The 20,063-nt window shown below is 63.4% G+C and carries 20 protein-coding genes and 2 pseudogenes; 12 read left to right on the top strand and 10 right to left on the bottom strand.

The genetic code is table 11. From position 1 onward, the window contains the following. The first annotated feature begins 350 nt into the window (after positions 1–350). Both AWC19_RS05100 and AWC19_RS05095 read left to right on the top strand, forming a co-directional pair. A complete protein-coding gene (locus tag AWC19_RS05100; protein ID WP_085076995.1) occupies positions 351–866 on the top strand; it encodes an SRPBCC family protein in 516 nt (171 codons plus the stop codon). 41 nt (positions 867–907) lie between these two features. After that, positions 908–2,182: an alpha/beta hydrolase gene (locus tag AWC19_RS05095; protein ID WP_245848750.1), complete on the top strand. Its 1,275-nt coding sequence runs from the start codon at positions 908–910 to the stop codon at positions 2,180–2,182. Between the two features lie 74 nt (positions 2,183–2,256). Here the strand turns inward: AWC19_RS05095 and AWC19_RS05090 are convergent, their stop codons facing one another. The 5 genes and pseudogenes from AWC19_RS05090 to AWC19_RS05070 form a co-directional block, all read right to left on the bottom strand. Then, the gene (locus AWC19_RS05090; RefSeq protein ID WP_142280998.1) at positions 2,257–2,598 is read right to left on the bottom strand and encodes a hypothetical protein; all 342 of its coding nucleotides are present in this window, start codon (positions 2,596–2,598) and stop codon (positions 2,257–2,259) included. Positions 2,599–2,795: 197 nt separating this feature from the next. Next, positions 2,796–3,107 carry a type II toxin-antitoxin system PemK/MazF family toxin gene (locus AWC19_RS05085; protein ID WP_085076992.1) on the bottom strand — a complete coding sequence of 104 codons (312 nt, stop codon included), beginning with the start codon at positions 3,105–3,107 and terminating at the stop codon, positions 2,796–2,798. Beyond that, on the bottom strand, positions 3,097–3,330 hold the full coding sequence (locus AWC19_RS05080; protein WP_085076991.1) for a hypothetical protein: 234 nt from the start codon (positions 3,328–3,330) through the stop codon (positions 3,097–3,099). The genes AWC19_RS05085 and AWC19_RS05080 overlap by 11 nt, the downstream gene beginning before the upstream one ends. 131 nt (positions 3,331–3,461) lie before the next feature. Next, positions 3,462–4,072 (bottom strand): annotated as a pseudogene (locus AWC19_RS05075) (LGFP repeat-containing protein). A gap of 222 nt (positions 4,073–4,294) precedes the next feature. Next, positions 4,295–4,421 (bottom strand): annotated as a pseudogene (locus AWC19_RS05070) (transposase); the annotation flags it as partial. Between the two features lie 26 nt (positions 4,422–4,447). Here AWC19_RS05070 and AWC19_RS05065 point away from each other — a divergent pair. From AWC19_RS05065 to AWC19_RS05050, 4 genes are all read left to right on the top strand, one after another. Beyond that, entirely contained in the window at positions 4,448–4,804 is a 357-nt protein-coding gene (locus tag AWC19_RS05065; RefSeq protein ID WP_211284850.1) for an aldo/keto reductase, read from the top strand. A gap of 380 nt (positions 4,805–5,184) precedes the next feature. Beyond that, the gene (gene nadC / locus AWC19_RS05060; protein WP_085076990.1) at positions 5,185–6,084 is read left to right on the top strand and encodes a carboxylating nicotinate-nucleotide diphosphorylase; all 900 of its coding nucleotides are present in this window, start codon (positions 5,185–5,187) and stop codon (positions 6,082–6,084) included. After that, entirely contained in the window at positions 6,077–6,790 is a 714-nt protein-coding gene (locus tag AWC19_RS05055) for an orotidine 5'-phosphate decarboxylase / HUMPS family protein (protein WP_085076989.1), read from the top strand. The genes nadC and AWC19_RS05055 overlap by 8 nt, the downstream gene beginning before the upstream one ends. Positions 6,791–6,798: 8 nt before the next feature. Then, positions 6,799–8,202: an MFS transporter gene (locus tag AWC19_RS05050; protein WP_085076988.1), complete on the top strand. Its 1,404-nt coding sequence runs from the start codon at positions 6,799–6,801 to the stop codon at positions 8,200–8,202. 182 nt (positions 8,203–8,384) lie between these two features. Here AWC19_RS05050 and AWC19_RS05045 read toward each other — a convergent pair whose 3' ends face one another. Beyond that, a complete protein-coding gene (locus AWC19_RS05045) occupies positions 8,385–8,828 on the bottom strand; it encodes a histone-like nucleoid-structuring protein Lsr2 (protein WP_245848748.1) in 444 nt (147 codons plus the stop codon). A gap of 555 nt (positions 8,829–9,383) precedes the next feature. On the opposite strand from AWC19_RS05045, the gene AWC19_RS05035 reads away from it, so the two are divergent. The 3 genes from AWC19_RS05035 to AWC19_RS05025 are packed head-to-tail and all read left to right on the top strand — an operon-like array spanning position 9,384 to position 10,990. Further along, entirely contained in the window at positions 9,384–9,905 is a 522-nt protein-coding gene (locus AWC19_RS05035; RefSeq protein WP_211284849.1) for a hypothetical protein, read from the top strand. Beyond that, positions 9,895–10,629 (top strand): cytochrome P450 family protein, encoded by a 735-nt coding sequence (locus AWC19_RS05030; protein ID WP_085076987.1) that lies wholly within the window; start codon positions 9,895–9,897, stop codon positions 10,627–10,629. Before AWC19_RS05035 ends, AWC19_RS05030 begins: the two co-directional genes overlap by 11 nt. After that, entirely contained in the window at positions 10,568–10,990 is a 423-nt protein-coding gene (locus AWC19_RS05025; protein ID WP_142280997.1) for a cytochrome P450 family protein, read from the top strand. Before AWC19_RS05030 ends, AWC19_RS05025 begins: the two co-directional genes overlap by 62 nt. A 51-nt stretch (positions 10,991–11,041) precedes the next feature. On the opposite strand, the gene AWC19_RS05020 is transcribed toward AWC19_RS05025, so the two are convergent. The 3 genes from AWC19_RS05020 to AWC19_RS05010 all read right to left on the bottom strand — a co-directional run bounded on the left by AWC19_RS05020 (position 11,042) and on the right by AWC19_RS05010 (position 14,999). Next, complete coding sequence (locus tag AWC19_RS05020; protein WP_085076985.1) at positions 11,042–11,881, bottom strand: SDR family NAD(P)-dependent oxidoreductase; 840 nt, start codon at positions 11,879–11,881, stop codon at positions 11,042–11,044. Positions 11,882–12,756: 875 nt separating this feature from the next. Continuing rightward, positions 12,757–13,857 carry an acyl-CoA dehydrogenase family protein gene (locus AWC19_RS05015; protein WP_245848746.1) on the bottom strand — a complete coding sequence of 367 codons (1,101 nt, stop codon included), beginning with the start codon at positions 13,855–13,857 and terminating at the stop codon, positions 12,757–12,759. Further along, the gene (locus tag AWC19_RS05010) at positions 13,854–14,999 is read right to left on the bottom strand and encodes an acyl-CoA dehydrogenase family protein (RefSeq protein ID WP_085076996.1); all 1,146 of its coding nucleotides are present in this window, start codon (positions 14,997–14,999) and stop codon (positions 13,854–13,856) included. The genes AWC19_RS05015 and AWC19_RS05010 overlap by 4 nt, the downstream gene beginning before the upstream one ends. 634 nt (positions 15,000–15,633) lie before the next feature. Here AWC19_RS05010 and AWC19_RS05005 point away from each other — a divergent pair. The 3 genes from AWC19_RS05005 (at position 15,634) to AWC19_RS04995 (ending at position 19,488) form a co-directional block, all read left to right on the top strand. Further along, positions 15,634–16,425 (top strand): enoyl-CoA hydratase, encoded by a 792-nt coding sequence (locus AWC19_RS05005; RefSeq protein ID WP_085076984.1) that lies wholly within the window; start codon positions 15,634–15,636, stop codon positions 16,423–16,425. Positions 16,426–17,107: 682 nt separating this feature from the next. Beyond that, positions 17,108–18,262 carry an acyl-CoA dehydrogenase family protein gene (locus tag AWC19_RS05000; RefSeq protein WP_085076983.1) on the top strand — a complete coding sequence of 385 codons (1,155 nt, stop codon included), beginning with the start codon at positions 17,108–17,110 and terminating at the stop codon, positions 18,260–18,262. Positions 18,263–18,351: 89 nt separating this feature from the next. Continuing rightward, the gene (locus AWC19_RS04995; RefSeq protein ID WP_085076982.1) at positions 18,352–19,488 is read left to right on the top strand and encodes an acyl-CoA dehydrogenase family protein; all 1,137 of its coding nucleotides are present in this window, start codon (positions 18,352–18,354) and stop codon (positions 19,486–19,488) included. Between the two features lie 48 nt (positions 19,489–19,536). Here AWC19_RS04995 and AWC19_RS04990 read toward each other — a convergent pair whose 3' ends face one another. Further along, complete coding sequence (locus tag AWC19_RS04990; RefSeq protein WP_158090834.1) at positions 19,537–19,983, bottom strand: LLM class flavin-dependent oxidoreductase; 447 nt, start codon at positions 19,981–19,983, stop codon at positions 19,537–19,539. Between the last annotated feature and the right edge of the window lie 80 nt (positions 19,984–20,063).

Genomic DNA, 20,063 nt, shown 5'->3' with positions numbered 1-20,063 from the left:
AAGTCCACATGTCGAGAACCGGGAGTAATCGGGCACCGCCAAGGCCGACTGCGTGACACTTCGAATACGACGGAATCGAATATGCGCTTTTACCGGTCACGAAGTGGTCATCTGCCGAATCAGGCCCGCCCCGGCTGCACGTCGCCTACCCAGCTGGTTCGGTCGGATCAAAACGGTTGAACAGCTTAGTTGCCGGTCGATAGACAACAGGGCGATCGTTAGAAGATGACGTGCTTAGCAGATTCAGGAACGTTGAGCCACAACGAGCCGCAGAGCCTGGACCCGGCCCGACGTTTCTGGCGAACCGACGCGGGTAGTACAGCAAGACGTCGAAACCACAGAGAGAAGCCGTGAGCACCACTACCGCCTCAATCGATGTCAACCAGCCGATCAGCACCGTCTACCAGTGGGCCCAGTTCGAGTCCTTCCCGGGGTTCACGGCAGGCGCCGAGCAGGTTCAGCAAACCGACGCCGCCCATACGCATTGGCGCATCAAGGTAGGACCGATCTCGCGCGAGTTCGACACCGCCATCACCGAGCAGCACCCCGAGGAGCGGGCGGCGTGGAAGTCCGACAGCGGTCCTGAGCACGCGGGCGTCGTCATCTTCCACCGCCTCGACGACGACAAGACACGCATGATCACGCAGATGCACGTCGATCCCGAAAGTTTCATCGAGAACGCCGCCGACAAACTCGGCATCCTCAAGGCCCGGGTCCACGGTGATCTAAAGCGGTTCAAGAAGTTCATCGAAGGCCGACCGGGCGAGGTTGGCGCGTGGCGACGTGACGTCTCGCGCCCCGATGCTCTGACCGCGGTGACATCGCCGATGTCTGACCGCGGCGCGCGATGCGGGCGGTCGCGCTGAGCGCCGAGCCACTGTCGGCGCGTGCGGCGCAGGGAACCGGTGTGGGCGGCGGCGTTTCGCTGATGCACGGGGTGCTCCCCCTGACCGTCGAAGTCGTGACCGTTGCGGCGCTGGTCTACTCGATCGCCTGGCCGGGGCGGCGTTGGTGGAGCCGGCGGGTCCCGCTGATCGCGGCGGTCGGCGCGGTCACCGGCGCCGCAGCGCACTGGTACTACGGCACCCTCGGACTGGCCAGCGAACCGCCGCCGTGGCGAATGTGGCTGTGGGCCGTGTTGGCGGGTTCGGCGATCGCGGTCGCGGTCGCCAGCTGGCCCCGCGCTGGGTGGTGGCGACGTAACGTGTCCGTGTTCGCGGCGTCGTTCTGCCTGTTGAGCGTGGGCCTGACCATCAACGCGTGGCTGGGATACTTTCCGACCGTCTCCGCCGCCTGGGGTCAGCTGACCAATGGGCCGCTGCCGGACCAGACCAACTTGCGCGCGGCCTACGCCGCCAGGTCCAAAGGCGTTGCGCCGCAACATGGTGCGGTGGTGCCCGTGGACACCGGTTCGACCGCGTCGGGTTTTCGGCATCGCGGCGAGTGGGCTTATCTGCCGCCGGCCTGGTTCACCGGAGCGCCACCGCGCCTGCCCGCGGTCTTGATGATCGGAGGCGAGTTCAACACATCGGCCGACTGGATTCGCGCCGGCGACGCCGTCGCCACCCTGGACGCGTTCGCGGCGGCCCACGGCGGTAACGCGCCCCTGGCCGTCTTCGCCGACGCCACCGGCGGCTTCGCCGTCGACACCGAATGCGTCAACGGGTCGCGCGGCAACGCCGCCGATCACCTGATCGACGACGTGATCCCGCGGGCGGCCGAGCAGCTCGGCCTAGCGGCGCAAGCGAAATGGGGCGTCGTCGGCTTCTCCTCCGGAGGCACCTGCGCGGTGGACCTCGCAGTTATGCACCCCGACAGGTTCAGCGCCTTTGTCGACATCGGCGGCGACATCGCCCCCAACGCGGGCACCCGGGCACAGACCCTCGACCGGCTCTTCGGCGGCGACGCCGCGGCCTGGGCACGCTTCGATCCCAGCACGGTGATCACCCGCCACGGGCCTTACTCCAATCTGGCCGGCCTGTTCGCGGTTCCCGGCTCCGTCGGGCACGCCGCCGCCGAATCGCTGTGCCAACTGGGCACCGCCAACGGCGTCGACTGCGCAGTGGTCGGTCTGCCCGGCAAACACGACTGGCCCTCGGCCGCATCGGCATTCGCGACGACGCTGCCTTGGCTCGCCGATCGGCTCGAGACGCCCTGCGCCCCCGACGCGGCGTTGCCGTGACACCCCCGCGGCCCCGGCGTCGACACCGGTAATGCTGGAGCGGCATGACCCACGATTCTGATGGCTTTGCCGGATTACGAAGCGTGGGGTGTGTCCGGGAATGTTGCCGCCCCGCCGTGCGATTGCGGGCTACCAACCCTTCCGATCGCCTCGCCGGTCACCGTGTCGTACCACACCGTCGCCGCATCCCCGGGCCGCGGGACATTCATGCGCGGCACCACCTGGACCGTTTCCACCTGCGCGGTGCTGCCGTCGCGCCGTGTGTAGCTGATCGTGACGCTTTCGATGCCCGGCGGGCACGGCGGGTCATATCCGTTGCCGCAGTGACCGATCCGATTCATCGCCGTTATCGCCGCGACCAGCCCGACGCCGCCGCCCGCGGAAAGAATCCCGCCTACATCCCCCAGTGGCCGCACCCACGTGACGATAGCCGCCGCCGCGGCCGTCCGCGAACCAGCGTGACGCCGCGGCGACGGAGGGAGGAGAACATGCAGAAATCGACTACGGCGGGTTACCAGTACGCCGGATTCGTTATCACGCTGTGCGCCAGCGCATCTCGTAGCGAGATTTGCAGCATCCCAAATTGTTTTCATCCGATGCGTTGGTGCAGCGCTCAGAGATCGAGAACGATGCGCAGTGCCGCGTCAACGCGGCGCATCTCGTCGAAGTTTAGGAGCCCGACGCTCTTTCCGAGCCGGCCTGGGTCGACCGCTGCGGTCTGCTCCGCAAGTACCCGGGTTTTGACGCCGCCGATTTCAACCTCGGGTCGGAAGCTGGCGGCATGAGCCGACGTGGACGTCGGTGCAACGAGCCAGGTCGACAGCGGTAGAAGATCTGACTGGACTACTACGGCATATCGGGAACCGGACTGCTCGTGACCGCGACTCCCCCGCGGAGCATGTAACCGAAAGACCTCACCACGCACGCAGCGTCTCCATATCGCGGAGCACCTGCATGGCCTCCGCGCGGTCGGATTCGTCTTCGGCAAGTCTTTCCGCCTCGGCGCGAATCGCCGCGTTGGCCTTCCGACGTGCGGCCTCGATGAGAGCAGATCGAACGGCTACCGACACGGCCGTGCCGTCTTTGGTCAAAACCTTTAGCGCCTTCGATGTGTCTTCGTCCGTCCGGAAGGTAATCGTGTCAGCCATAGCAACAGTGTATGACATTCTGTAAGACAGTTGCTGGTCGGCGCGAGCGACGGTCCGCAATCAGCGGCACTCTGTTAGCGCCCACCCGCCACGACCCAGACCTTGTTGTTGCTGCCGATAGCTCCGGCCGGCTACAGCCCGGACGGTACGACCTGGCCGTTCACCGTCACCGCGGCCTGGTCGGTCTTTGGGTTGTACGCGATCTTGCCGTGCTCGAACGTCTCCACGAGCAGATCGCCCGCGGCGTTTGCGTCGCTGGTGGTTAGGCCCAGCGGGCCTGCCGAACCGTTCGTGCCGGTGACTGCGGGCGTGCCGTCGAAGTCACGTGGGATGTTCCAGGCCTCCCGGATCTTGCCCAAAGTAGACATATGCGGGCGTGCCGGCGTCGTCGTTCTTGGCGGCGATAACGCCGCCCTGGAACTGCTGGAAGACCACGTCGCTATCTCGTTTTCCCGCGTTGCGGTCGCCCGTCAGCGGCTTGCCGAGAGCCTGCCTCTGACCATCGGTTGCCGACGAGTACTTGGCAGCGATCGGGTTGGTCAGAGTCACCTCGACGTCGCTCCCCCCGATGAGCTTTACTTCGGTGGGCTGCGCTGGGGCTGTGGACGTAGAAGTGGCGTTTCACCCCGATCTGGGGCGGCGGCGACGCGCCGACGCTCTTGCCATTGCTGCAGCCGGCAGAAATCAGCGCGACGGCGGCCAGGCCGACGCCCGCCGCGTGGCGGTTTGCGATCGTTCTCATGGGCTTCCTTTCGCGTGGTCCCGGGTGTCGGTCTAGTTGCGACTGACCTCCCCCGGCCGGGACGGCACCCGAACCGTCCGAGGCGAGGCGATCGCGGCCTTCGTCGCTCCGACGAACTTGCAACGGGGTCATCGGCAACATGGCATTCCATGAGCCGGAGCGAGAAGCGCTATTCAGCGAACGTCAGGTTTGAAACCGTTGCAAGTGAGTGATCTTTAGTGGTCAGGCGACTTGCGCCCCGTCTCCGGGGTTGTTCGGCAGCCTTGTGGCCGCGTTTCTTCCGCGCTTCACGGCCACCTGCCCGGCGAGGCCGGGTCTTAGGGTCGGCTCCACGCTTGACGGCGGCCCCGGGAAGTCGAGCAGGCGACGCCGGTCATGGCTGAACTGGGGGCCGGCCTCGTGCCGAAATCGCCGCTGGGACGGGGCTTTTTGACAGGAGCGGTCCAAACCGCGGCGCTGGATCCCACCGACTTTCGCGCCCGCACCCCCCGATTCATCGGTGACGCCGCCAAGCAAAACCAGGTGATCGCGGAGACCGTGCGCAACGTGGCCGAGCGGCTCGGTGTGCTGCCCGCTCAGGTCGCCCTAGCTTGGGTCTACGCACAGGCTCCTCGACTGGGGGTCCCGTCGTACCGATCCCTGGTACCCGCCACGCCAACCGGCTCGAACAGAACATCGCCGCCCTGGACGTCGAACTTGATGAGGACGCGCTTGCCCAGCTGCAGCCGCTGAGCGACCTGGTTGTCGGTGGACGCTACCCCGATCGCGGCGTGCGCTGACAGTATGGTGCGCGCCGGAGGAGAGGATGCCGTGCGCCGCACCGATCCAGAGGGTCACGCGGGCAGGACCTTTCGCGACGACCCCGGCCCTACTGTGCCGCCCACCCGCCACTTGGCCCGAGGCATTCGGCTCGCCGCGTTTTTTAACGCAGACATGGATCGGCCAACCCCCTAGTCTCGATCAGTGCCTCGGTGAGCGATTCGCGGACAAGTGTCCGCGGCTGAGGCTGTGTCGCATCAGCCTCCTCTACTGGGCGCCGGAGCACCGCGGCTCCGGTTGGTCGAGTTCCCGCAGAGCCGGAGCCGGTGCGGGCCTGAGCGCGAGGTGATCGGATGCAACTGTCGAGTTTCATGGTCCGGCCGTTCGTGGAGCAGGGACTTCGCGAGGAGCTGGGTGCGGGCGACACGACAGGTGGCTTTTTGGCCGGCCCCGACGACCGCAGCTCGGCGCTGATCTACGCGAAGAAACCGGGCGTGGTGTGTGGGCTGTTGCTTGCCGAAGAGACCATCAAAACGGTCGAGCCCGATGCCCGCGTCTCCGCCGAGGTGCGGGACGGCGACGAGATTCGGCCTGGCGACGTTCTTCTGCGCATCGAGGCTCGCGCGCTGACGCTCCTCGCCATCGAGCGCGCCGCGCTGGACTGGCTCCAGCATCTTTCGGGCATCGCGACGAAGACCCGCCGCTACGCGAGATTGGTTGAGCCTTACGGTGTTCGCATAGTCGACACGCGCAAAGGTGTGCCGGGTATGCGCGTCCTGCAGAAGTACGCAGTCCGAGTGGGTGGCGGCCACAACCACCTGTTCGGACTGCACAATGCGGTCCTGATCAAGGACAACCACATCAAGATCGCCGGCAGCATCACCGCGGCGGTGCGGACATTGCGCGCCGAGGCGCAGCACACTTTCAGGATCGAAGTGGAATGCGAGACGCTGGACCAGATCGAGGAGGCCCTTGCCGCCGGAGCCGAGATCATCATGTTCGACAACATGGATCTTGACACCATGCGCCAAGCCGTGGCGTTGATCGCGGGGCGGGCGCTGACCGAAGCGTCGGGCGGTGTCCGCGAGGACAACATCGTCGAGTGGGCTCAGCTGGGCGTCGACATCATCTCCATTGGAGACCTTACCCACAGCGTCGAAGCCATCGACCTCAGCCTCGACATCGGCGAGATCAAGCCCAGCGCACAGCGATTCATCTCCCGGGCGCTGCAGGCAGACATCGTCCGTGCCTGAGGCCGACAGCGGCGTCGTTCCCGCCCTCGACGTAGACTCCGTCGACATTCTCAAGCACCTCGTCGAGCTGACCACCGACGTCGACGGCATCGTCGGCTACAAGCTCGGGATAGCCGGTGCCCTGCGCCTCGGCCTCTCGGGCGCGGTCCGGGCGATCCGCGAGATCTCTGATCTGCCAATTATTTACGACCACCAGAAGGCTGGGCTCGACATCCCTGACATGGCCCGCAGATTCTCGGCCGTGTGCCATGAGGCCGGAGTCAACAGCCTGATCCTGTTTCCGCTCGGCGGGCCGGGGGCGGTGCGCGAGTTCGTCTGCCAGGCGCGGCAAGTGGGCCTGGTGCCGGTCGTCGGGGGCGCGCTGCCGTTCCCAGAATACTCCGTGAGCGGCGGCGGCTACGTTGCCGACGACGCCCTCGACCGCATCCTCGCCGCCGCGCTCGGCCACGGCGCCACCGATTTCGTGCTACCGGCCCACGACCACGCGCTGGTCGGTCGGCACAGCCGGTTCCTGCGTGAGCACATCGACCGACCGGGGTTGTTCCTGCCGGGAATCGGCCCGTTGGGCGGCAGCATTGCTGAGGCTTTCGCCGCGGCGCCCGGGTGCCGGCGTTACGCCGTTGTGGGTAGAGCGATCACAGACGCCAACGATCCGCGCGAGGCCGCACGGCGGCTGGGCGGCCAGGCGTTGGCCGCGGCGACCTGAGGAGCAGCATGGCAACCGCGTCGTCATCGATACCGGCGACCGATTCCGGCCCGGCGGATCACACAGTCACCGTAGTCCGCGGAAGTCGGCTCTGGGCGGCGGTTCTCGCCTCGGTTATCGGCTTCGCGTTCGACCTCTACGACCTGTTCATCCTGCTGTTCGTGGCGTCGGCCATCAGCGATCTGATCTTCCCCGCGAAAAGCCCCACGCTGTCCCTGGCCGCGGTGTACGCGTCGTTCGCGGTCAGCCTGGTCATGCGCCCACTGGGGTCCTTCGTCTTCGGGCCGTACGCCGACCGGCTGGGACGCAAACGCCTCCTGGTGATCACGGCGGTCGGCGCCGGCCTGTCGACCGCGCTGATGGGAGCGGTGCCCACCTTCGCCGCCGCTGGTATCACCGGGCCGATCGCGTTCATCCTGCTTCGGCTGATGCAGGGGTTGTTCGTCGGCGGCATCGTCGCGTCGACGCATACCCTGGCCACCGAGACGGTGCCCAGCAACGTGCGCGGCGTGATCTCGGGGGTGGTGGGTTGTGGCGCCCCGGCCGTCGGCGCGGTGCTGGCGTCGATCGTAAATCTGTTGCTCCACATCGCCTTTCCCGCAGCAAAGTTCGCCGTGTGGGGTTGGCGGTGCATGTTCTTCACCGGCCTGCTCGGCGCGCTGGCGAGCCTGGTCATCCTGCGCAACGCCGACGAGCCCCCGTCGTGGCAGCAGCAACGCGCGACCGGTGAGCTGACGAAGGCCCCCATCCGCAGCCTCTTCGAACGCGACAGGCGATCGCTCTCGCTCAACTTTTTGGTGGTTTCCGGCGCGGGCGCCTCGTACTACCTGACATCGGGCTACCTGCCCACCGTGTATCAGAAGATCAACAAGCTGAGCGGCACTCAGGCAAGCAACTTCCTGATCTGGATCAGCATCGTTGTCGTCGTCGGCGGCGTGGCGTCCGGGGCGCTGAGCGAGGTCCTGGGCCGCAGGAAGACACTGCTCGCCTTCGGATCGTTAGCCATTGTCGTTGTGCCCTGGCTGTATTGGCAGATCACCCGGCTCGACTCAACCCCGCCGCGGCTGATCCTGCTCTACTCGCTAATCCTGGTCTTCTTCTCCAACGCGATGTACGGGCCGCTGATGATCTATCTGAACGAGTCGTTCCCCACCCGCGTGCGTGCCACCGGGACCGCATTCGCCTGGAACGGCGGATTTGCGGTCGGCGGCCTGATGACGAGTCTCGTCACGTTGAGTAGCCCGAAGCTCGCCGACATCCCCTCGCGTCTAATCGCCTTCCTGATCGCGTGGTATGTGATCTTCTTGGTTGCCGTCTTCGCCGGCCCTGAGCCCCGGGGCGGTCTCGAGCGCGACACCGACGGCCATAAGTCAGCTGGTGCTGCACCTCAATCTCCTCGTCCAGAACCATGACGGGTTACCAGTAAACCGTTGTCATGCGTGGCGGTCGTCATCGGCGAAAGCCCTTAACACTCCCCCTGAATTGCCAGATCTAGGGGCGGGCCGTGTCCGGACAACACGCGAAGTGCGTGTCCTGCACCGTAATGCGCGCTATCGGACCTGTTAGAGGATTCTGTGTCGGACCGCTGGCCTGGTCAGTGTTCCGCGTCGTAGGCGTCGATGATCGCTTCTGGAATACGTCCGCGACCGGAAACCTTGTGGCCGTGGTCGTTGGCCCATTTGCGAATTGCGCGGTTGCGCTCTGCACTTGGCGTCACTGCCGCCGCGGCTTTGCGCGATTTGGACTTCCGTTCAACAGCGGACTTAGAGTTGGTCGGCTGACGCCGTTGCTGTTGGGCCGACTTGCGCGCCGCCCGCTCAGCGCGGGCCCGCGCCTTCTTGGCGGCGCTAACGTAACGCGCAATGTCTTTGTCGAATTGAGTGCCATTCGCCTTGGTCAAAACTAGTTCGTAATCCTGGCCACGATATGAGAAGGAGACCACATCAACAGATTTAGGGTCGATCGGCACTCCATCGAAGTCATCGGTGTACTCGACCGTCACAAACTTTCCCACGCAAATCCCTTCCAGGGTTGTCATAGTTTTTGTGTGAAATCAGGGCACAGTGATGTCGCCCATCGGGTAGGCACGCTACCGAACGGGAGGACGCGCGTGAAGAGGAACGCCCTATACAGCCCGGTGTTCTTCGCAGTGATGGCTGCGCTATCGGTGGTCCTGTTCGTGGTAAACGTCATCCACGGCACATGGTTGAGCTTGATCAGTACCGGAGGCGTCGCCGTGTTGATAGGCTACCGGGCCGTGGTCCGGCGAGCGCCGCACGAACCAGCAATAGACCGACAGCACAACACCGACCGGTGCTCAAAGCCATCGGGACAGCGCTGTTGTGGATGACATCGCCATTGAAAATCCACCGCGAGATGCAGGTGACGCCCAAGTGCTCAATGCAGTACGCCGATGCGGCTGCGTCGCAACATGATCGGGGTCGGAGACGGTCTGATGCCATAGCCACATCCGTTCGTGGTCGGCCATCACCCGCCCACCGGACAAGACCCCGAACTCGGTGCAGGCGGCACGATCAGGCATTAGGTTGGTCGTGTGGTCGCTAGCAGTCTCGGTAGACGCAGAGTCGCTCGATTGTTGGTGGCGCTGTTGTGCGTGGCGACGGTCGCCGGTGGTCTGGTCGTCGCGTTGCGCATCGATGAGCGGGCACAACCTTGTCGGAAGGTAAGGAAACTCATCGAGTTCAACCGCAACACGCAGGCCTCGCTGAAAGCGAAGACGCGATTTGCTCCGCCGGGCTCCTACGAACCAGACTCGATACCGGCTCCCGCCGACTACCAGGCGTGGCTCGACGGCGTGCAGCAGCGCACCAATGAGGTGACCGCACCTGACTTGTCGGTGCACGCACAACGGGCGGCGGCGTTGGCGCGAGAATTCATGAAAGATGTCAACCAAACTTACGACGAGCTAGATAAACAGGATCCGCTGAAACCGACATTGCCGCCATCGGCGAAGGCGGTGGCCGAGGTTAATCACGAGTTCGGCGACGAGTTGGACCACCTTGGCACGCGCCTGCCCCGGCTGAGCGCCCGGCGGGTGATCCGCGCACTGCGCGAAGGCACTGTGCCCGTCGATCGGTGCGAAGTTGCTGCCTGATTTCTTGACAGAGGATCGCAGCGAGCTCTGGGACGCACTGCGCAAGCGCGGGCCGGTCGTGTTTGTCGAGGACAGCGTGTTTTTGAATGGCTATTGCCTCACACGTGCCGAGGACGTGCTCGCAGCGCTGCGTAACTCGGAAATATTTCCGCTTAACGCCGTTTTGGATCGGCCGGACCATGCGCGTTGGCGCGCAATCTTGCAGCCGTTATTGAATTCCCGCGCGGTGAAACAGATGCAACCCGCGTTGCAAGATCAGGCCGCGGCGGTGGTCGAAGTGGTCGCCCCGCAGGGTGGTTGTGAGGTGATCGCCGATGTTGCGGAGCCATTCGCGGCTCGGGTTCTTCTCACAGCGTTGGGGTTGCCGCCGCAAGACGGGGATAGGTTGCTGCGCTGGGAGAAAGCGCTCTGGGCGATCCAGCGGGCGCCTCTAACCTCGGTCAACGGTGTCCGTTTCGAGGATTTGGTGCAAAAACTTGAGATGCTCACCTATTTGGCGGAGGTCTTCGCGCAGCGCCGCGCCAGCCCTGATATTCCGGGTGTTATGTCCGGGTTGGTTGCCGGTGACGATGGGTTCGACGAAGCTGACGCGTGCGCGGTAGTTGAGATGCTGATCGCTGCGGGCATTACGCCGTTTAGGAGCGCGGTGGGTTTCGTGTTTCTTGACCTTGCCCGCGACCCGCGGCTATGCAGCTTCGCTGCGCGAAAACCCCGCAGGGATTGAGGGATTCATCGAAGACGTGCTCCGCCGCGAGCCGCCGGCCCCGGTGATTATCCGCAGGGCCGCTCAGAACGTCACCGTGGCGGGTGTCGAGATACCGGCGGGGGCCCGGGTCGTGCTGTGCGTAGCGGCGGCCATCCAAGAAGACATGGCGCACGGCCACGGGTCGCGGGCGGACTACTGGGCGTTCGGCGGGGGCCCGCACCGCTGTGTGGCCGTCAGTCTGGCGAAAACAGCGTTGACTGTGTTGGTCAGCGAATGGTTACGCACTATCCCCGCATTCGGGTTAGATGCTGAGTCCGTGCCGCCGGTTATCCTCGAGGAGGCGGTCCGGCTGTCGAGTTTGCCGCTGCGCTGGCATTAAGTCAGACCGCGGGCGGGTATTCGCCGTAGATGCCCCGTGGAATCGACGGCTTCATAGGCAATGTTCGGCGAGGATTGCCTCACTGCGTTCCCATAGTTCGGCCGCCAACTTGCGATCGTGCGCCTGCTTGTTCACCTTGCCAATCCGGTGCTTCGTGTAGTACTCCCCCGACTGCCAATCAACACCGGGCGTTGAGGACGCAAGCCAGACCATCTCCTCAGCGCCCTTCTCGGGGCTGATGAGTATGAGATGCTTGAGCGGAGTTTGAAAGACAGCGCGAAACAGCAAGAGGCCCGATTCGCTGGAGAAGTTGCTCGCCACGTTTCCTGGGTGGAAAGCCGCTGTCGAGATGCCCCGCTCATGGTAACGCCGATGGAGTTCCTTGGTGAACAGGATGTTTTCGAGCTTGGTGTCCGCGTAGGCCTTGGTGCTGGAGAACTTGCGTTCGTATTCTAAGTCGTCGATGTCGATGCGAGCATTGATCCGGTTACCCACGCTCGAAGTGTTGATGATGGTGGCTCCGGACTCAATTAGGCGGTCCATCAGCAGTCTCGTCAAGAAAAACGACGCGAGGTGGTTGACCTGAAAAGTCATCTCGTGGCCGTCGCGGGTGAGTCGCCGTTGGGCGGGCATGACTCCGCCCGCGTTATTGGCCAGCACGTCGATCTGTGGGTAGCGCTCGAGCAGTTGGTTGGCCAGCCGGCGCACCTGGGAGAGGTCGGCAAAATCTGCGATGAAGAAGTCAGCCCCAAGCTCGGCAGCAACAGCTGTAGTCTTCTGCTCCGAGCGGCCAACGATGACGACATTCTCCCCGCGGCCAGAAAGCTTTCGCGCGGCAGCGGCACCGATGCCGTCGCTGGCGCCGGTGATAACGATGGTCCTTCCACTCATTGTTCTGCTTCCTCAGCGCTTTCGGTAGTTGACGATCGATCCAGATGACGTTCAGTCGTTCGTGCCAGCGCGCTTGGGCGATGTCGTTGTGCGCAGCCACCCGCTAAAGTGCGGTGTTCCTCAGAAGACATGAAAAGCAGCTCGTGCCTGCGCCGCACCACATTCGTCGCGCTCTTGGGGTTCGTAAGTGTGCACTTCGCCTTTTCAACCGACTCCTCCTTGAGGAGGATCTGGTGCCTACCGGCCCAAAACCTTATGGATCGCCCGCGCGCTTTGTTAGACATCGTTCACCACATCGCTGTATGAGGCTGATATAACGAGAATCCTAGCATCCGGGTTACACAACCGTTCCACCCTTTGGGCCAAAACATGCCCACCCTCCTATCCGCCGAACATCGTTGTGCACCATCGCATGCAGCGTTGAAGCGTCTGCTTCCTCGAACCGAGATCAACCAGCCGATGACCCTTGCCCAGTAAACAAATTGCGTCATCCACGCTCGACCGCAGCATGCCGTTATAACACGTTAACATAACGGTCGACCAACACCTCTCATCGTATGTGCGCAGCCACGGCCAGCGGGGGTGTCGTCGAGTCGTTGCCCGCAGCGCGTGTACTACTAAACAGATCATTGACGCCTGTACATGGGCGCGGACTGCGGACACTGCCGCACCACCGTGCGCGATCATCGCAGCAGAAGCGGACCTCTCCCGGCTTTCGCTTACCGCGATCCTGATGTGGCGACGGCAAATCAGGCGTCAACAACGGTAAGCTCCGTCCGCGTTACCCGCGGACTCGTTGGCGCGATGCAGATCCAGATTGAACTCGATGTCCATACGAGCTCCCGGAACTGCTGATCCAATCTCCTTCGGAAGAGCTATATTTGCTGGCGGCGGCGATTAACAGCTTGGCCACTAAGCACGATATCCCAGGGATTTGCGGCATCTAGCACCATCCCTCCCAATTGCCGGGCGTAGTGGGCTGCGCTGCCGTACTCGCCGACCCAGCTTTGCGCTCGCATCGTGAATCGCCACAGTGGATGTTCGATCGTGACGCCAATCGCGCCGTGTAACTGATGCGCCCTCGTGGTTACCGCGCTGACGGTTTGGCCGAGGACCACCTTGGCGAGCGCGGTGGCATACCGGGTGCGTTGGGCAGCGAAGCCGAAGTCAGTGGCAGCCGCCACCGCCAGGGCTACCACGGCGCGGCTGCGTTCAATCTCTCCGACCATCGCTGCCAAAGAGTGCTGCACTGACTGAAAGCTGTTGAGGGTGCGTCCGAACTGGACCCTCGCCCGGGTATGGGCAAACGAATGCTCGGCAGCGGCGTCAAGCGCGCCAACGATCTGGACGCAGCGCGCCCACGCCCCCCGCCGCGCCAACTCCTCCCCCGCCGCCGCACTGACCTCAACAAACCTTTCGGCGGGCAAGTCGAACTTCAGCGTATTGCGTGGCTCCCCAGCGAGATTATGGCCCTCTTCGGTGTCAACCTCGTCGTTGCTAACGATCGCGACGTGCGAACGGCCCGGGGTCCGGACCGCCAACACTACCGCGCCAGCTTCCCTCGTCCATGGAACATCAACAGCGGCACCCTTGATCCGCGCACCTAACTCGTCGCCGTCGACGATCGCAATTGTCAAAGGCCCGTCGGGCGGCTGGTACCCCGCCTCACGGGCGAGCCATCCAGCCAGCATGTCGGTTTCAGCAAGTGGAACGACGGCGGCGTGTCGGGCCAGGGCATACAGGACAACCGCAAGCTCAACCGGTCTGGCGCCAAATTCAGATGTCAGCTTGGTCAGCCCGGCGTGGTCCAGCACATGCCATAGTTCACGATCAAACCGTTGACGCACACACCTGTCGTGCGCAGAGTCATTAAGCAGGCGTCGCACGATATCGTCAACCAACTCACAAAGACCGTCGGTTTCGTAGCCGTCAGCGATACCGGAAGATCCGGCGCCGAAAGCGTTTCGGTCGTTCACCGCAACCCTATCCCCCGCGCCACGATGCCTCGCAACACCTCGTTAGTGCCTCCCCGGAGAGTGAACATCGGCCGGTGCGACTGGGCCGCGTCACAAAGTTCCTTGAGCGCGCCCTCGGTTGGCCAACCATCAAGCAATCGGGCCACCTGGTCAACAGAGTCCTGCTCGAAGCAGGTACCGAGGTCCTTGACCAACGCGGCCTGTACACCCGCCGACTCGCCCGCGACCAGTCTGCGCGCTACCGCCACAGACATCTGCCGGAGCGAGACCATTCGGGCGACCAAATCCCCGACCTCCGAAACAACGCCATCATTGGTTATACCAACTGCTACGGCGTCCAATGCGGCAAGGATCAGCGGCGCCGTCGTGAGGATCCGCTCGGGTCCGCTGCGCTCGAAAGCCAGTTCAGCAGTGACCTGTTGCCAGCCGGCGCCTATCTCGCCAAGCACTCCAGCGTCAGGAACGAAGACATCCTCTAAGACGACTTCATTGAAATGATGTTCGCCAGACATTGTGACGATCGGGCCGATCACGACCCCCTGCGATTCGCGCGGAACGAGGAACTGGCTGAATCCGGCGTGACGAGCTTTGGGATCTATCGGACTGGTTCGCGCAAAAACGACGACGTAGTCAGCGCGGTGCGCCCCGCTCGTCCACACCTTCGTGCCGTTAAGCAACCAACCCCCCGCCACGCGGGTCGCCTTCGATTGGGCTGCAGCAAGATCGGAGCCAGCTCCATACTCGCTGAGCCCAATTGCAAACGACAAACGGCCGGCCGTGATCTGCGGAAGCAAGCGGTGCCGCTGCTCATCGCTGCCATACGCGAGCAGGGCCGGGGCGACTTGGCGGTCGGCCATCCAATGAGCTGCGACCGGAGCACCTTGTGCCAGCAACTCTTCGGTAACAACGTATCGGTGCATGTGGGTCAACCCACGTCCGCCGTAGACGGTGGGAACGGTCAGGCCGAGAAATCCCGCGCTACCGAGCCGTGAACTGAACTCGGCATCCCAACACGATAGCCAGGAATCGACTGCCGGACGCCATCCGAACTCCTCGCGGTCGGCCTCGAGAAACTGACGTATCGATGCGCGAAAAGAGGCCAAATCAGGGTCGTTGGCGCAAAGAATTTCAAACTGCCCCATCGCACCCCCTTGCCACCGCCTCTGTCGGACAGGCGACTCCATCGATAACACGAAGAAACGAGCCCATCCGAACCTCATGTGAGCCACGCGCCGACGATATCGCCCACATGCCGATACCGCAGCAGCCCGGCCAGCGCGACGCTGTAATAGCTTGTTTACCCTCCGGCGGTGATGCTTCCTTGTGCTGTAGTTGCAGTGCCATAAGTATATAACGCCCTAACAATATGCCCTCGAGCAATGTACGATAAACTACCGTTAACTAAGGTTGAGCAAGCCGTTGAGCGCCGCGTTGGGGATGGGTGGTGAGGTTGTGCTCGTCGTTGCATGCGGGTCGGCAGGCAGGCTTTTGACTGCTCAACGAATACGACAACGTCATCAGGCCCGGCGTCTGGCCGAGCTGTCCGTCTTGGGCAGGAGCGCGTCGCGTTCGTCAGGACGGCGATGAGCAGTCCCACCGGGAAGTCAAAACGGCGTTGATCTCGCTCTTCTAATCGCTTCCGCCGTTACTGCCGCCGGCAACCGGTGAGTAGCAGCGGCTACGAAGGCTTCTCGAAACCGCGATGACCGGGAAGGGCCCGATATGAGGAATGAAGACGCACGAGTGAGCTCTCACCACGGCACAGACAACAAGCGAATGCCGACCGGGGCGCCGCAGGCGGCAGCTGAATCCACCCCCTACGCGAGCTCGCAGCACATCTTGCTGGAGGTGCGTGACCACATGGCGGTGATCACCATCAACGACCCCGAACGGCGCAATGCCATCACGCCTGCGATGTCTGCAGCCTTGCGAGATGCGGTTCATACAGCCGAAGCAGATACCGATGTGCACGTCGTAATCGTCACGGGGGCAGGTTCCGCGTTCTGCGCTGGCGCCGATCGTAGCGCCCTACGAACTGCTACGGAGGACCGCTTACGCCAGCTGTATGCGGGGTTCCTTGCCGTCGCCGATTGCGCTTTGCCAACCATCGCAGCGGTCAACGGCGCCGCCGTGGGCGCCGGCCTCAATCTCGCGCTGGCCTGCGACGTCCGCATTGCCGGCCAGAACGCGCTCTTTGACGCCCGCTTTTTGACCCTCGGTGTCCACCCCGGCGGTGGAGCGACATGGATGCTTCAGCGAGCAGTTGGTCCGGCGCTCGCGCGCGCCATAATCTTGTTCGCGCAGAAGTTCGATGCCCATGCCGCGGTTCGGCACGGCCTCGCGCTGACAGCTGCCGACGACGCACTCACCGCAGCAGTCAATCTGGCAACCAGCCTTGCGTCGGTCCCGCGCGACTTGACGATTGCCACCAAGGCCACGATGCGATCAACTGTTGATCCGGGAAGTCGCGACACCGATCGGCACGCTTCAGCGGTGGCCATCGAGATGGCGCCCCAGGTTCGGTCCATCCAGTCACGATGGCCACCAACCCCTTCGGTCACCGCCTAGCTCATCCACTCGGCCCAGAGTCAGGTCACACTCGGGATTCTCAGCGGTCGCGCCGATGCTGCCACCGCTTGACACCGAGAGCGACGCAATCTTACAGTGAACTGGCGTTAACATCGCGTTTAGCTGCAAAGGGAGGCGCCCGATTGCCGAGGCTCGGAGCAACCGTGCGGACCGATGTTGTCGCCGGCGGTGACATGTCGCCTGCAAATGAGGAGCGGCGCAGTCGGTGAATCGCGCGAGATCTTCTGTCGGGCAGTCAATATTGGCCAGAAAGTTGACTAGGGCAGCATGCTTGTGGAGCGGTCATAGGAGTTCATCGTGTTGCTCCACCACGATGTTTTTCCAGCCCGCCTACCGCTGCGCTCTCAGCCGCCAAGAACTAGTTGGCTGCCCTTCAAGACCTCACGCTTCAGCGGGTGGTACACATACTGATCCGAGGCGGCGGTGCGCGCCGCATACCAACGGCCCGCCCCCAGCGACAGCGGCAGTACAAGCGATGAGCCATTGGGTGCTATCTCATGTCTGAGAACATCTGCAATGCAGCGTTTTTCATACTTCGGGCCGACACCGGCGGCCTCTATTGCTAGCCACGCGCCGCATAATGCGCGGCTCGGATTCGACTACATGTGCAGTTAGGGGCCCCTTCCCCATTCGCTTAAAACAACCGGTTTAGGAGTAGCCCATGGCAACGCTGGCCCGCGACGAGGCGCTCGAGTTGGCACGATCGGTGCGTGCAGCTTGTACCCACCTGGCTACCGACAACGAGGTCCGCTCGGTGGCGTTCCGGGAAGATGGGCGCGCGTTCCACACGGAACTATGGCATGTCTTGTGTCAACAGGTCGGAGTCAGTGCCATCGCCATACCCGAAATTTATGGAGGTGCGGGCTATGGCGCCTCGGCGCTGGGAGTCGTTGCAGCTGAACTTGGGCGGGCGCTAGCTCCGGTACCGTTTCTCGCATCGGCGGTACTGGCCACCGGCTTGCTAACCGACTTCGGCTGCGGCAGCGATATTTTGGAACCGCTCGCCACCGGAGAGCGCAGCGCTGCCGCAGTGATCACGAGCGACGGCGGAGCATGGGACCGGTCCAGGGTAACGCTGACCGCCCGGCGTCGCGGCGACCAGTGGACTGTGAACGGTCAAGCTCGCCACGTCTTACACGGTGAGACGGCCGACACGTTCGTCGTGATCGCCCTGGTGGATAACGAGCCCATTGCATTACTTGTCGATGCGGCGGACCCAGGAGTGCGGATCGACGCCGAGCCGGTGCTAGACGGCACACGTCCGATGGCAACGGTGGTGTTTTCGGGCTCGTCCGGCGTACCACTGCTCGGCTCTGAGCCCACCGAGGCGATTGTGGCCCGCAACGTGGACCGCACCATTGCTGTGTTGTCCGCCGAGCAGGTGGGAAGTTGCGAGAAACTCCTTGAATTCACGACTGAGTACGCCCGCACCCGGGTGCAGTTCGGGCGGCCTATCGGCAGCTTTCAAGCGGTCAAGCACATGTGCGCAAACATGCTTGTCAGTCTGGAGTGGGCGCGGTCGGCTTCACAGGCAGCCCTTGACGCTGCCGACGTCGGCGGTGGTGCGCCCAACGACGAACTGCCGTGGCGGGCAAGTATGGCAAAGGCTATTTGCTCGGAGGCTCTTCGCGACGCCGCGCATACCAGTACGCAGATTCATGGAGCTGTCGGGTTTTCTTGGGAGGGCCCGGTCAATTTGCATCTTCGCCGCGCCCGCACTGACGAGGTCATCTTCGGCGGGCTTGCCGAGCATTGGGACCGGCTTGCAGCGCATGTAGCGCCGCCGCGCCCACACGTCAGTGTCGCCAGCGTCTAGTGCGATGTACGACTTGCGCTAGGAACGTGGTCCCCTACCCAGTCCCCTGCTCCGCCTCGTCTGCGGCCGAAAGTTAAGGCAAATCCGCGATGTCCACTCAATCTCGCGACAGCACAGATGTCGACGCCCTGAGATCCGAGATCGCTGTCTTCCTGCAAAACGCGCCGAAGCCAGCCGGCCTGCGCAACTATGGGCCCACTCCCACCGCCGCCGATGTCGAGGCTGGCCGCGCCTGGCATAGGTATCTGGCCGAGCACGGATATGCCTGCCTCGATTGGCCTTCCGAGTACGGCGGCGCCAATGCTGCTGTCTTGCTGCAGGGTGTGTTTGCCGAAGAGTGCGCGCGCATTGGTGTGCCTCGCCAGCTCGGATTCACTGCGATTGAACTGGCCGGGCCAATCTTGATCAGGTTCGGCAGCGCAGAGCAGAAGCGGCGCTACCTTGAGCCGATCCGGCTCGGCGATGACATCTGGACTCAGCTGTTTTCTGAGCCAGAGGCAGGATCTGACCTTGCCGCGGTGCGCACCAAAGCCGTCAAAACCCAAACGGGTTGGCGCGTCAACGGGCACAAGGTGTGGAGTTCCGCCGCAAACTGCGCCAAATTTGGGCTGTTGTTGGCACGGACGGGGGAGAACGGCCACCGCGGCCTGAGCATGTTCATCGTGCCGATGCAGAGTCGTGGTGTCACAGTGCGCCCGATCAGGCAGATCGACGGTGAAGACAAGATCAACGAAGTCTTCCTCGAGGACGTCGAGCTTGCCGACGACGCACTCATCGGCGAGGTTGGACAGGGGTGGGCAGTGGCGATGGCGACCCTTGGGCGCGAACGGTTGACTTTAGGCTCACAAGCAGTGGCCATGTTCAAACTTCATGAGCGAATGGTTCAGGCGGCGAACGAACGTGGGCTTCTCAATCCCGTCTTGGTGCAAACGCTAACGCGGCTCTGGACTCGAATCTGGTTACTGCGGCATACCTGGCAGCGAGCTGTTGACGGCGGTGACTTGGCATCGTCGGCCTTTGGCGCCCTGAAGTTGATGGCTTCCGAGACGGCCCGTGACCTTGGTGACGTGGCGACCGAGGTGCTCGGCACCGACTCCTGCATCGACCCTGAACATGACGCCCTGGTTCATGCAATGTTCGTTGGCCGCGCACAGACGATCCTAGGCGGGACAAGCGAAATCCAGCGCAATATCTTGGCCGAGCGTGTCCTCGGGCTGCCAAAGTAGCTTCTGAATGCAGGCCTTGCTGGCCGGCGCCTCCACCCAAAACGACGGCTAGGACCCGAACATGTCGATTGCGAGGCGGTCTCCAATTGCGTCAACATAGCTGTCCAGCAGGGGAAGAACGGTCTCAGCGCCCTCGTTCGGAACCGGCAGGCCTACCCTTGTCACACCCATCGCCTCATAGCGATCCAAGAGGTCATAGGTAACCGGCGCGGCGCCATTGCGGTAGTCCCATTCTCGATCTTTGAGGTGCTCAACGGTGTGGAAGACGGTGACGTCAAGTCGGTCTGGGTTGCGCCCTGCCGCCTCGAATCGCTCGCGCAGTCGCTCGATGCCGTCCGCCAACTTGCCCTTGGCCATCATCGCGGCGGGGATCCAGCCATCGGCCCACTCCACGATGTGGTCGATCGTCTGGGGGATGAGCTGGCTGCCGACAACGATTGGCGGGCGCGGCCGTTGGATCGGCTTGGGGTACTGCCAGCTTTCGGTGAACGACACGTATGGCAATGTCAACTTGAAGTGGCCCCAGTGTGACGGCTAGTTTTGGCCCCCCCTTCGCGGTGCGTTGGGATTTTCTG

This window comes from Mycobacterium palustre (genome assembly GCF_002101785.1).
Classification (GTDB): domain Bacteria; phylum Actinomycetota; class Actinomycetes; order Mycobacteriales; family Mycobacteriaceae; genus Mycobacterium; species Mycobacterium palustre.
The sequence above is the reverse complement of the archived record's forward strand: the minus strand, read 5'-3'. Positions and strand labels throughout refer to the sequence as shown.